Source organism: Proteiniphilum sp. (assembly GCF_040307845.1).
Taxonomy (GTDB): Bacteria; Bacteroidota; Bacteroidia; order Bacteroidales; family Dysgonomonadaceae; genus Proteiniphilum.
Genome location: NZ_JAWRIS010000027.1, coordinates 176,553 through 189,976 on the forward strand (window position 1 = coordinate 176,553; position 13,424 = coordinate 189,976).

A 13,424-nucleotide genomic window follows, 5' to 3' on the forward strand; every position below is an offset into this window, starting at 1 on the left:
TTCAGTTTCCGACAAATAGTTAATCACTCTTCAATCCGGAAACTTCCCTTTAACCGGATGTCGTTGGACGCCGCACCAACCATCACGGTAAATTCGCCCGGTTCGGTAACCCGCTGCATATACTGGTTATATAGGGTAAGATCATCATGCTTTACTATAAATTCCACCTTTTCCGATTTACCTTTTCCGATAGGGATCCGTTGAAAATCTTTTAATTGAAGGGGAGGTGTCACTACGGAGCTCACGTTGTCCCGGATATAGAGCTGTACCACTTCGTCACCGTCAATACCCCCTGTATTCGTGACGGTACAGGAGATTTGCACATGATCCTCTCCCTCTTTGATGGAAAGATCTTCGTATTTGAAATCGGTATAGCTCAGCCCCTGCCCGAAGGCATACAATGGCGAACTGCTTTCTTCCACGTAATTGTTCTGCCGGCCCAACGAATAATATACCGGTAGCTGGCCTATCGAGCGCGGGACGGAAATAGGTAACCTGCCCGCTGGATTATAGTCCCCGAAAAGGACATCGGCAATGGCATGCCCTCCCTCCTGCCCGGGATACCATGCTGTCAGCAGTGCGTCAGCTTTCTCCGAGGCATTGTTCATATTTAACGGACGGCCTTGTATATATACTACAATCAATGGTTTACCTGTGGCGGCAAGTGCATCGAGTAGTTTTTCCTGGTCACCCAACAGATCAAGTGAACTGCGGTCGTACCCTTCCCCCGACTCCATATCCGAAATTATTTCATCCCGGTGGGTGCCGACGGTAGCCGCCCCGGTCTCTATATATTCGGTTCTGAAATCCCTGGCGCTGGATCCTCCCACAACCAACAGGATTATGTCTGATTGACGGGCTATCCGCACAGCTTCATCTATATTGCTTTGAGTCGTATCACGAATGGCACAGCCTTTCGCATACCGGACCACAGTATGGGGACTTACGGTTTTTTTAATTCCGTCGAGCACAGTAACAATATGGGTCCGCTCCTGCGGTGCGGTGTAATCGCCCAACTGGTTATAGATGTTGTCGGCGTTCGGCCCGATCACCGCGATAGAAGCAATCTCTTTCGGGAGCGGCAGCAGGTTATCGCTGTTTTTGAGTAATACGACACCTTGACGGGCTACCTCCCGTGCAATTTGCCTGTGTGCTTCACTTCTTACGAGACGGGTTGTCTGGTCGGGGTCGATATAGGGATTTTCGAACAACCCCATTTCAAATTTCATCCGGAGAATATTGGCCACCGCGTCATCTATGTCCTGCATCGTGACAAGTTCCTCTTCCAGTGCCTGTGTAAGATTCTTACCGTAGGCATTTCCTCCCAGGTCGGCATCCACGCCCGCCTGCAAAGCCATGGCTGCCGCATGTTTGACGTCGGGTGCCACCCGGTGTGTACCTGCGATGCCTTCGATACTGCCAAGGTCGGAGAAGACAAATCCGTCAAAACCCCATTGGCTTCGCAGCATATCTTTCAGCAGAAACCGGTGAGCAGTAGCGGGAATACCGTCGATGGCGTTATAAGAAGTCATCACGGTCTTCACTCCTGTATCCACCGCTTTTTTGAACGGTAATAGGTGGTCGGAAAACAATTCCCGCATGCCAATCAAGGCTTGTTGGCCGTTGTGTCCGCCTGAAGGGACACCGTAGGCGGCAAAGTGCTTTGGAGTAGAATAGACATGCCGGCCGTTATGGATATCCTTTCCTTGCAATCCCTGTATAAAAGAGGCCCCCAGTTTCGCCGTCAACACCGGATCTTCGCCAAAAGTCTCTTCCACCCTCGACCAACGGGGTTCGCGTGCCAGGTCAAGGATAGGGCCGTACCCTATATGGGCGCCCTGTAACCGTGTCTCCAGGGCGATTGCCTCTGCCATTTGCCGTATCAGGGTGGGGTTCCATGTGCTACCTTGCCCTAGGCCGGTGGGAAAGACCGTCGTTCCTATAGCCATGTGCCCATGCATACACTCCTCGGCGAAGAAGAGAGGAATACCTAACCGGGTATGCTCCACAACATATCTTTGTAATTCATTCAGCGCCTTGGCAGCCAATCCCGGATTCAATCCTGTCTGTAATGTTTTTTGTGTCCACGGGTCGGCGCGGAGTGTCGCCCAGAAACCACCCAAAGGCATGACTTGCATCCGTTCCCTGAACAAATCGGAAGGCATAACGGAGTTTACATCTGTTTTGGCGTACATCTCCCATCCGGTAGGGAAGCATAACTGACCGATTTTCTCTTCAGGGGTCATAAGGCTTAACAGATCCTTTACCCTGTCGTCGACCGGTGCGGACGGGCTTTTATAAAGATGTTGCGCTACGGTTAATTGCGTAATGACACACAAGCAGCAAAGGATTGAAATACGGTACATTGACTTCATGTCTTTGAGTGTGAACGGTTCTTGTATGCTCGTTTCTTATAAAAAATCCAATTCGGCAATAGTTACGGATCTTCCATTTCCCGCAATACCGGTTGCCTGTACACGGATATAACGGGTAGTTACCGGGTTGGTGAATGGATGCGTGCGTGGGGTCGGATCATTGATCAGATTGCCGAACCCGAAGGTCTCCACGGTTTTCCAGTTTTTCCCGTCATTGCTGACCTGGATATTTCCCCTTTCCATCATCCCGTCACCATGAAAAGTTTGCGGTGTGTAGGCCATCGCCTTCAATTCATACTCATCGCCAAGATCAATGGCGATAAAGTGAGGCATGGCGTCCTCCTGCGACTGCCAATAGGTGCGGCGGTTGGCGTCGAAAGCATGGTGGGCAGCCATACGGTCGCTTCGCTGGCTGCTGGCACCGAGCAGCACCCAATTTTTTTTCACGATTCCAAACACTTCACTGTGTACCGGTCCTTGCTCTTCATTGTTGAATGAGACCGCTTTCAATATATTATTCTCGACTTTTATAGGATTCTCATACAAGCGGGAAGTTTGGTTTGGTTCCGATCCGTCGAGCGTGTAGAATATCTCGTATCCGGTATTCAGGTTGCCGGCGGCATTCTCGCCATGGGGATTCCAGTTAAACTCGGTCTGCAACGGGGCAATGGTAACCATTCCCTCTTTGTCACGGGTAAAAGCCAGTTGCGGTGGACGAGTAAGATAGTAGTATGCAGATATATGGCTGATCGCCGGATCAAGTCGTGACTCCAATACCCGCAGACGGAGTTTATTGGTAGTAACCTCTGGAAAACGGAGGATACGCTTATAACCGATATTGGTCGCCGCGGCGATCTCTTTCCATTGATTGTCTATCCAGGCATCCACCGCGTGTTGTTCCACACGCTCGCTATGGGTGGCAATGGCTTCCTGCACCATCAACCGGTTGATCGTGGCAGAAACGGGAAGTGTGACGACTATCTCCCGCTTGTTTTTTCCCAACAACAGGTATGTGTCCGGATCGTCATCCAGCATCTGCTTCGGTCCTTTTGCCTCCTGCAACAGATCAACATCGTAAGTCTCCTTTATGCGTTTTCCCACTTCCTCAAGCACCTCCACATCCCGTTGAGAAAAGGATCCTTCGCGGTTAGGCGGGATATTCAGCAGGAAGGTGGAATTGCCTCCCACCGAACGTTCATACATGTCGAACACATCGTCGGCACTCCGTACTTTCTGGTGCGTGTCGTCACGGTAAAACCACCCTTCACGGATGGAGGTATTGGTCTCTGCCTGCTGATAGTGAAGGTATTTCCCCTGATAGAGTTTTTCCCGTGAGCCAAGATCGATATCGGTCATATCCGCGAATTGGGTGGCGGTACGGGGATCTTCGGGGTAGGTGATCACGTTCCACTCCGTGGCCCGTGTAGCTCCCGCTTCGTTACCGCACCAGCGGATATCCTCACGTCCGAAGATAACCGCCTTGGGAGCCAAGGTGCGGATCAACTCCTTCCATGCCGGGTAATTGTATTTCTGTCCCCCTTTGGTCTTGGGATGCGCACCGTCGAACCACACCTCATGGATTTCACCGTATTCAGTCAGCACCTCGAAAAGCTGGTTCAGAAAATATTCATTGTAATCATCCACCTCGAATTCAAAGGTGGTTTTGTTTTCAAAGGGACGACCCGGTACCTCACGCGGAATAGTGCGTTTGGTATATTCACTCAGATTTCCATATAGCCCTTTGGGATTTTCAATCTGATAAAGATCTGCCGGGGAGAGGTAAACACCCAGTTTCAATCCATATTTTTGGCATGACTCAGAAAGACTTTTGAGTATATCGCCTTTGCCGTCGAGGAAACCTGACGACATGATACCATGGTCGGTGTAGCGGCTTTGCCATAGTACGAAGCCGTCATGGTGCTTGACGGTGAGAATGACCATTTTCATTCCGGCAGCTTTCATTGCCCGGCACCACTGGTCGGCATCGAGCGTTTTCAGATCAAAGATCGCCGGGTCTTCCATCCCGTCACCCCATTCTTTGCGTGTAAATGTATTGGGGCCAAAGTGGATAAAGGCGATGAACTCATTTCTCAAAGCATTCAATTGGTTCTCTGTGGGAACCACATGGGCCGCTTTCTCGATAATGGCCTCTTTACTATCTCCCTCTTCTATTTTGATCGTGTTTTGGGGAGTGATGGAACTTGGCTGCTCTGTCCTGCACGACAGAAGAAGCAAGCCGAAGAAAAACAGGATTACTTTTTGCATTATTTGGTAGGTTTATCTATTTAAATTTTGTAAGTCGTATGATTGCCACTAAAGCGTTTCAAATGAAAATACCAATGGCAAGTTAGTATGATTTTTTATAACAGGCAAAACTATACGGGTTTTATTTCCGTCGACCATCCATTTTACCGGTTTATTGGTGTGGAGAAGGGTGACCTTGCTCCCTTTCCCGGGTATGTTGCCTTCCCACTCTATCACAGAAGGTATTTCTTTTCCGTTATCGGGCACATAGTGAGCGTAGATTGTTTTGCCGTCCTTGGCAGCGGTGAACCAAACGTTGCCACTGTGGTAATCCGGTGTGATACGGGTATTATATATTCCTCTGCCGTTTATTTTCAGCCAGTCTCCAATCTCTCCCAGAATTGTCTCCACTTCGGGTTGGATGATCCCTTCGGGGGTAGGTCCTACGCCCAGCAAAAGGTTTCCACCCTTTGCCGTCACTTCGATCAGCATGGCGATTACCTCAGCCGGCGTTTTAAAGGTAGCATTGGGAATCCATCCCCAGTCACTGCTTAGAGGGATACAACTTTCCCAGGGATAGGGGAGCTGTTCGGTAGGGACAGAACGTTCCGGTGTCTGGTAATTCTCATATTTCCCGCGGATCGTGCGATCCACGACTAACAGGTCGGGTTGGCTAGTGCGTGCCATTGCCACGATCCGGTCCATATCAATATCCTGTCTGGGGGGCGCCACCCATCCGCCGTCGAGCCAGAGGATGTCGATGTCGCCATAGAGGGTCATCAACTCCTGCAGTTGGTTGAAGGTGAATTGTTTGAAATTCTCCCATCGCTCCGGATGGCGGTCAATTTTATAGTTTACATTCCGGGTGGGGGTGGCAAAATAATCCCACCAGTAATACTGGCTGTGCCAGTCGGGTTTGGAGAAATAGGCTCCCACCATGAATTCCTTTTGCCGGAAAGCTTCGAAAACGAATTTCGCCACATCGGCTTTAGGGTGGTTCTTGAAAGGGCCCTTAGCGATAGAAAAATCGGATTCTTTGGTATCAAACATATTGAACCCGTCGTGATGCTTGGTAGTGAAAATGGCGTATTTCATGCCTGCCTTTTCCATGACGTCGCTCCACTGGACGGGATCGAAATCTACCGGGTTGAATTGGTCTTTCAATCCCCGGTACCATCGCTTGTATTCCTCATAAGACACGGTGCTGTCGCGAGGGATCCATTCTTCATCTTCTGAACAGATCGACCAGGATTCCACGATGCCCGGCACGGAGTACAAGCCCCAATGGAACAGCACACCAAATTTGAGATCCTGCCAGTTATCCAGTTTTTCAAGCACGTTTTCCTCTTCCGGCCAGACATATCCTCTCGATTGTTCGTGCACAAAGCCCTGTTGGGAATAGATCATTACGGAAAATAGTATCCCGTATAAGATCAAGATTTGTTTTCGATGCATTCTTCTGATTTATTATTTGTCAAAGACTTATCCGATAAGCATTATCACAAAAGTAAAAAAATTTCATTGTATGAAAAAGGAACCGGGAGGTTAGTGATGGCTATTCTTCCCGGTTCTTCTACATATTTGGGCAATTGTTTATTGTTCTACAGAAATTACTTAGCCCAAAACGGTTTGATATAAACGTCATCCGTTCCTCCCATCGCCTGGACTTGGGTCTGATGATTTTCTGTTTGCAGGTAAGGATTACACCTTTGAACCCAGTCTCTTTCAAAACAGATATCCATTGGCCAGTATCCAGTTCGGAGGGGTTGAAGACAGAAGGGCTTTCGTCGCCATATCCCGATTCCTTACCGGTAAAGGTATTGGTATTGAAATGAATGTATTCATTCATTTCCATTTCGTGCCACTCAAGCTGATTTTCTGAAGGTACAGGTAGTAAAGGCGACGGCGACGGTACACTTTTCCCGGATTGACAACCGGTAGTCCACAAACCGATCATACAGGAAATTATGAGGATGATTGGATAATTTTTCTTCATCGCTATTGATGCTTTTGAGATAAATTATCAAGAGAAGTGTGTATTTCACTTCTCTTGATAATAATCAAAATCAGTCCCACCCAGGATTTTGAATTAGGTTTTCATTTAATGTAATTTCATTGCTGGGAATAGGAGACAACCATCGACGATCATCGCTTGACCATACACGACCGGCATCATTCAATGTTTTTGCCGCTTTATACTGATATAGATAAGTGGCTCCATCGTATTCAATAGTTGGACGTCCCGACTCACCACCAAACGTTATATTCGCAGCGGCATAAGCAGTAATAACATCATTTGTGATCTTCAAACCAAACATTGTTTTCGGATTTTCCAATAATTTCATTGCGTTCCAACGTTTCAGGTCATCCAAGCGAAATCCTTCTGCCACTAGTTCGATACGACGTTCTCTCCGAATTTCATATAACAAATTGGATATATTGTATCCATAATTAATAGGTTTGGCATCTGCTACTGGATTTACTGTAAGATGAGCCATTTCTACGCGATCACGAAGAAGATTGATGGTTTTATCCAGTACTTCTTGTGTGCAGAGGTCCAATTCAGCTTGTGCTTCTGCATAAATCAATAGCACTTCTGCGTAGCGATAAACAAACCAATCATAAGATGTGTTTCTTGCTTCTGCCTGTTTGGAATTTGCTGAACGGAATTTTACGCATGGATATCCGGTAACACCTTTACTGGCAACGACATCTGCCACTTGATTTACATATTGGGTGCCATTTAATACAGTATATGGCCTATGCTTGTTATCTATTATTTGATAAATACGCGGATCCCGATTAGCAAATTCATTTTCCTGGTTATCATCACCCTTATAGTCCGATCCGGCATTAAAGATCGGGGTTCCATCTTTCATTAAGAAAGACTCCACAAAATCTTTCGATAAGCCCATTCCATTTTCACCTACCTGACGACCCGTTTCGTGTGTCAATACACCTGTTTCATAAAAGCGGCAAAGAATACCTTCGGCATTTGTACTTAAATCTTCTTGGGTAAATTGATTCGAATAATAGAGTGGATATCCGTCAAAAGCTAACTGATCACTTCCCGCATCAGTTCCTTTTACAATCGAATAATTGCCTGAATCCATTATCTCTTTGGCTAAAGAAGCTGCTTTTTTCAATAATGAAGTCGAAGACAGAAGGTCATCTGATGATGTTTCGTTATGGTATTTTTTATACGTGCCGTAATATAAACAAATCCTGGCTAATTGTGCTTTAGCTGCATCTTTGTGTAACCGACCACTTTCCGCACTTGCTTTAGTGGGTAACCAATTAATGCCAAATTCGATATCTTCTATAATTTTTCCCAACACATAATCCCGGTTGTCTCTTGCTTTATACAATTCTTCCGTGTCGGATGTTTGTAAATCCGTTTCATACCAGGGGACATCTCCAAAAGATTTTATTTTATCGAAATAAAGTAATCCTCGAAAGAAACGAACTTCGGCAACATATTTGTTGATCTCTTCTTCCGTACCGGCTACTTTATCATAACGCTGCATGAAATAGTTGCAGTTACGAATGGTATTCCAATACCAACCGTTGCTTGAGGCTGCCTCCGCGGGGATTGTCAATTCATTGAAGAGATAGCTGCTATAGCTGTTTGTGACAAAATTATCACTTATATTGTCTCCTGTGGCGGTGGGAGCACCAAGATTTTCATATAAACCGTTAGCATACAGTTTCAAATCGTTCACCGAGGTCCAATAAGATTCATCCGTGAAGGAATCTATAGGAGACAAATCCGCAACGTTGCAAGCTACGAGTGAACCTGAGAAAATTGCAATGGTTATTAAATATTTTAATTTCATTGTTGTATTCTTTTACATGTTAAACTTTTAAAAGGTCAAATTTAAACCGAGAGAAAATTTCTTGTTGATAGGATAAACCATGTTGTCTATCGTTTCAGGGTCAAATGATTCTATTAAGGAGGTGAATGTGAATAAGTTCTCACCCTGTATGAAAAATCTTAACCGCTGGATTTTAAATTGCGATACAACAGATTGTGGAAGGGAATATCCTACAATGACATTCTTTAAGCGTATATAGCTTGCATCCTGTAGGTAGCGGGTAGAAGTTTGCCGATTCCCACCATTATTCCAATTAGGCCGTGCAAAGTAAGCATTTTTGTTATCTTCCGTCCAATAGTCCAAAGCGCTTTTTAATGGCGTGTCCCATTCGGAGGTAAATCCCCAGAATGCACTTCCGCCCGGCATATAATCACGTTTACCGATGCCTTGCCAGAACATTTCAAAATCGAACCCTTTGTAGTCAAATCCGGCAGTAATACCATAGGCGTATCGCGGCGTATTATTCCCGATAATCTTCCGATCGCCCGGGTCGCTCAATGTGTTACTTCCGATGTTTATTTTGCTGTCACCGTTCAAGTCTTCATATTTCACGTCGCCTGCGCCCCATTTTCCGCTATACAGATAGGATTGGTCGTGGCCTGCGTCTGCTTCGGCATCAGTTTGGTATAAGCCGTTGGATACATAACCCCATATTTCCCCGAGTTTACGACCTACATAATATTGACTGAGTAATCCTGTAGGATTTGCAAACTTTGTAATCGTGGCCTGATAGTCTGATATAACACCCTTAACGTAATAATTGAATCCGTTCGACAGCCGGTCCCTCCAGCCAAGAGAGAGTTCCCAGCCTAAAGTCTTCATATCTGCCGCATTCTCGTTCGGGACACTTGTACCCAACACTGCCGGAAGGGCTTGTCCTGCGGTAAGCATATCTTTCGTATTCCTTCGGTACCAATCGAATGTCGTAGACAGCCGATTTTGCAAAAATGATGCATCAAATCCTATATCAACTTGGTCTACTGTTTCCCAGGTAAATGAAGGGCTTATCAGCCCTGGCGCGGATACAGCAACCGGAAGACCGCCGTTTAAGAGATAACCATATTTGGTATTCACTCCATATGATGCCAGATAGGGAAAATTCCCCAACTCTCCGACGACTTGGTTTCCTAAAGAACCATAAGACAGGCGGATTTTCATATTATCCCAAACATCCTTAAGGGATGCCCAGAATGTTTCTTCGGAAATTCGCCATGCGGCTGATACCGAGGGGAAAAAATGATATCGATGTCCTTTTGCAAATTTTGAAGAACCATCGTAACGCCCATTCATTTCCAATAAATAACGTCCTTTATAATCATAATTAATACGGGAAAAGGCACCATTTATAGCCCACTGGCTTTCCGATCCGCTGGTGGCAATTTCACCGGTTGCCAGGTTAATAGATGGATTATCATTATCAATAAGATTTTTGCGTCCTACATAATGGTACTTTGTCTTTTTCTTTTCTTGATTATACCCTGCCATAACTTTGAAGTTGTGATTGCTTTCTCCTGCCAATGAAAAAGAATACTCCGCAAAAGTATTGACGGCGTAATAGTAATCATCATCATTAGTCAACGTTACACTGTTCGGGTTAGTCCAGGGATAGTAGTTTTCTGTTCCGGGAACGGCTGTGTAGTCATAGAAATTTCTTACATGTTGTGATGTCGCCTTTCCATAATAATTCCATGTATAGTCGGCATTAATTATCAATCCTTTGATAGGTGTAAGCATAACGGCTCCCGTCATCCAGAGATCGTTTTGTTTATAGGTAGCGTTACCGCCTTGAGCTTGTATGGCTACCGGGTTAGTATAGCTGCCCTGACCTGCATAATTTCCGTCGGGATGCTTCACCGGCATCAAAGGGCTTAAGTCGTTTTTCATCATCCCACTATATGCTGAAAGCCCGGAATAAGCTGTTGTATTCATAGCTGTAGTACCACCCGTAGGGTGCTTTTCATCCGTATGGGTATGCATGATTTTAGCGGAAACATTCAACCAGTCCGTAATGTTTGTCGAAACATTGATGTTTGCATTGTATTTACGGTATTCGTCATCAGCCGCTTTCAAAATCCCTCCCTGGTCGTTCATTCCCAATGATGCATAATAAGTTGTTTTATCGTTTCCACCATGTATGCTTGCATTATAAATAGAGGAGAAGGAAGTTTTATATAGTTCATTCCACCAGTCAGTATTTCCAACATACTGATACTTATAAGGATCTATGCTCGCATCAAAGAACACCGGTGAATCATAAGTTCCGTTAAAATATCTTTCGGCATAGTCATATATCGCTTCATTATAATAATGCCCACTACCACCTGAATTTTGATACGCCAAATCTTTCATGGTCAAAAATTCTATTGAATTTACATTGTGGAAAGACAATGCTGGCCGTTGCCAATAGGCAGTAGTTGAAAACTGAATGGTTGGTTTTTGACCGATCTTACCTTTCTTCGTGGTAATCAATATGACTCCATAGGCTGCGCGTGCTCCATAAATAGCTGCGGAAGCTGCATCTTTCAAAACCGAAATAGATTCAATATCATCAGGATTCACCAGATTGGGGTCCATCTGCACGTTATCTACCAAAACCAAGGGACTGCCACCGTTTAAAGACGTAGTACCCCGAATATTAAAATTCGATGATGCCCCGGGTGCACCACCATTATTCATTGAGATATTAAGGTTTGGTACCACACCTTGTAGCCCTTGTCCAATGTTCGTGATGGGACGATTTTCCAAAACCGAACCGCTGACCGACTCAACAGCCCCCGTTAAATTCACTTTCTTTTGCGTACCATAACCCACTACTACCACTTCTTCCAACATTTCCGCATCGGATTCCAACACAACATTAATCGTTGTTCTTCCGTTTACCGGAACAGATTGGGTAACCATTCCCACATAACTTAATTGTAATGTAGCATCCACAGGCACATTGCTTAATGTATAATTCCCGTCTATATCAGTAACCGTACCGTGCGATGTATTGCCTTGTATCACAATCGTTGCCCCGATGACTGGTTCGTTAGTGGCATCCATTACCGTTCCTCTCACGGTAATATTTTGTGCAACCATTCCAATGGCTATTATCCACATACATGTGAATAGTAGACCTCTTAAATTAATGATTTCTTTTTTTTTCATTCTTTCATTTTTTTGAGAATTAGTAATTCATGAGATTTATTCTGCTTATCTAACCGGTGGCTATTTTTTTACTTCAAAAAAAATCTTTTATTTTAATATATTATAGACAGCTCGTAATTGCGATTTTCTTATTCTTCAGAATTTATATTAGCTATGGTTTTGTATAAACCTCATAAGTCCTGTATCTTTATGCATTCATTATCAAATTTCAGTTCACTATCTTAGGCAAACTATACTGTGCTGTGCTGTGCTGATGCAAAAGTAAAATAAAAAAAAGAGATGAAGAAATATTTTTATATGTTCTGTGACATATTTAAAAAAAAAGGAGAAAGGAATGCCTCAAAATAAAGATAATTTCAGCGAGGTAGTCCCTTGAGTGAGGTTTCCTTGAGTAAATAAATACGTATTCATATAGTCAGGATAATCCTAATATATGATCAGGCAGTCAAGTTCATTCTACTCCTTTTATATGCCTGCGTACCATACCATGTTACCACCACAAAGCATATAAATGGTAATATAAAAGAGGCGTTCACAGCGGGAAAGGTTCCTCCGATAGTGCCCAGATCGATGATCGCTGCCTGCGCCGGAGGTAATATGGATCCGCCCAATATGGCCATGATCAATCCTGCCGCACCGAATTTGGCATCGTCGCCCATCCCTTTCAGGGCAATACCGTAAATGGTGGGGAACATCAGTGACATGCAGGCTGACACCGCTACCAGACAATAAAGACCCCATATATCCTGGAAAAGAATTACACCCAAGGTGAAGATACCCGCGGCAACGGCAAATGCGCGTAGCATTTTCCCCGGATCGAAAAATTTCATCAGGTAAGTAGCAACTAAACGGCTGACACAAAAGATGACCATCGCCACAATGTTGTATCTTTGCGAAAGGACTTCCGCAGCCTGCTCTTCCATTCCCCCGTTCATGAAAACACGGGTGCCATACTGGATGATAAATGTCCAGCACATAATTTGCGCACCTACGTAGAAGAATTGGGCGATGACCCCCTGGCGATAGTTGGGTATGGAAAAAATTCGTTTCAGCGTATTCCCGAAATGAAGGCTTTTGTCTTTATCTCCGTTTTTGGGCATTCTCATCAGGAGAATAATCAGGAACATGGCAAGCACCACCAGCCCGATGGTCAGGTAAGGTGCGATTAGAATAGAAAGGTCGGATTGCTTCATCGCCTCGAATTCAGCATCCGGGAGCAGGGCACGCTCTGCCGTACTCATAGGATTGAGTCTCGCCTGAATGAAGTTCATGGCAACATACATTCCCATAAGCGATCCTATAGGGTTAAATGCCTGTGCCATATTAAGCCTCCGGGTGGCGTTTTCTTCCGGACCCATTGTAAGGATATAAGGGTTGGCACTGGTCTCCAGGAATGATAAACCGCAAGTGAGTACAAAATAAGCAGCCAGGAAGGGATAATAGTTCCCCGACATCATGGCAGGAAAAAACAGAAAAGCTCCCACGGCATATAATGTCAGGCCCAATAAAATCCCCGATTTATAGGAAAACTTCTTGATGAATATGGCAGCAGGGAATGCCATGGCGAAATAGCCTCCGTAAAAGGCCAGTTGTACCAATGCTCCCTGTGTGACATTCATCCGGAAAATTTTGGAGAAAGCCTTCACCATGGGATTGGTAATATCGTTGGCAAACCCCCAGAGCGCGAAGCAGGCGGTAATGATGATAAACGGTAACAGATAATTGACGCCGTTGTGTTTCAATAATGGTAGTTTTGTCTTATTCATCTCATTCTGTGTTG

The 13,424-nt window shown here is 45.1% G+C and carries 7 protein-coding genes; all 7 read right to left on the reverse strand.

Features of this window, described 5'->3' with window-relative positions:
• Positions 1–23: 23 nt before the first annotated feature.
• Positions 24–2,366 carry a glycoside hydrolase family 3 N-terminal domain-containing protein gene (locus ABV001_RS06730; RefSeq protein ID WP_352422079.1) on the reverse strand — a complete coding sequence of 781 codons (2,343 nt, stop codon included), beginning with the start codon at positions 2,364–2,366 and terminating at the stop codon, positions 24–26.
• A 45-nt stretch (positions 2,367–2,411) separates the two neighbouring features.
• A complete protein-coding gene (locus tag ABV001_RS06735; RefSeq protein WP_352422080.1) occupies positions 2,412–4,640 on the reverse strand; it encodes an alpha-L-fucosidase in 2,229 nt (742 codons plus the stop codon).
• Positions 4,641–4,688: 48 nt separating this feature from the next.
• Positions 4,689–6,074 carry an alpha-L-fucosidase gene (locus ABV001_RS06740; protein ID WP_502929860.1) on the reverse strand — a complete coding sequence of 462 codons (1,386 nt, stop codon included), beginning with the start codon at positions 6,072–6,074 and terminating at the stop codon, positions 4,689–4,691.
• Positions 6,075–6,192: 118 nt separating this feature from the next.
• Entirely contained in the window at positions 6,193–6,615 is a 423-nt protein-coding gene (locus ABV001_RS06745; protein ID WP_352422081.1) for a hypothetical protein, read from the reverse strand.
• 70 nt (positions 6,616–6,685) lie between these two features.
• Positions 6,686–8,455, reverse strand: coding sequence for a RagB/SusD family nutrient uptake outer membrane protein (locus tag ABV001_RS06750; RefSeq protein ID WP_352422082.1), 1,770 nt, complete (start codon positions 8,453–8,455; stop codon positions 6,686–6,688).
• A 27-nt stretch (positions 8,456–8,482) separates the two neighbouring features.
• The gene (locus tag ABV001_RS06755; RefSeq protein ID WP_502929861.1) at positions 8,483–11,644 is read right to left on the reverse strand and encodes a SusC/RagA family TonB-linked outer membrane protein; all 3,162 of its coding nucleotides are present in this window, start codon (positions 11,642–11,644) and stop codon (positions 8,483–8,485) included.
• A 437-nt stretch (positions 11,645–12,081) separates the two neighbouring features.
• On the reverse strand, positions 12,082–13,410 hold the full coding sequence (fucP, locus tag ABV001_RS06760) for an L-fucose:H+ symporter permease (protein WP_352422083.1): 1,329 nt from the start codon (positions 13,408–13,410) through the stop codon (positions 12,082–12,084).
• Positions 13,411–13,424 lie beyond the last annotated feature (14 nt).

Coding starts and splice junctions, on each gene's coding strand:
- ABV001_RS06750 (WP_352422082.1), bottom strand. CDS start 8,455: ATGAAATTAAAATATTTAATAACCATTGCAATTTTCTCAGGTTCACTC.
- ABV001_RS06745 (WP_352422081.1), bottom strand. CDS start 6,615: ATGAAGAAAAATTATCCAATCATCCTCATAATTTCCTGTATGATCGGT.
- ABV001_RS06755 (WP_502929861.1), bottom strand. CDS start 11,644: ATGAAAAAAAAAGAAATCATTAATTTAAGAGGTCTACTATTCACATGT.
- ABV001_RS06730 (WP_352422079.1), bottom strand. CDS start 2,366: ATGTACCGTATTTCAATCCTTTGCTGCTTGTGTGTCATTACGCAATTA.
- ABV001_RS06740 (WP_502929860.1), bottom strand. CDS start 6,074: ATGCATCGAAAACAAATCTTGATCTTATACGGGATACTATTTTCCGTA.
- ABV001_RS06735 (WP_352422080.1), bottom strand. CDS start 4,640: ATGCAAAAAGTAATCCTGTTTTTCTTCGGCTTGCTTCTTCTGTCGTGC.
- fucP (WP_352422083.1), bottom strand. CDS start 13,410: ATGAATAAGACAAAACTACCATTATTGAAACACAACGGCGTCAATTAT.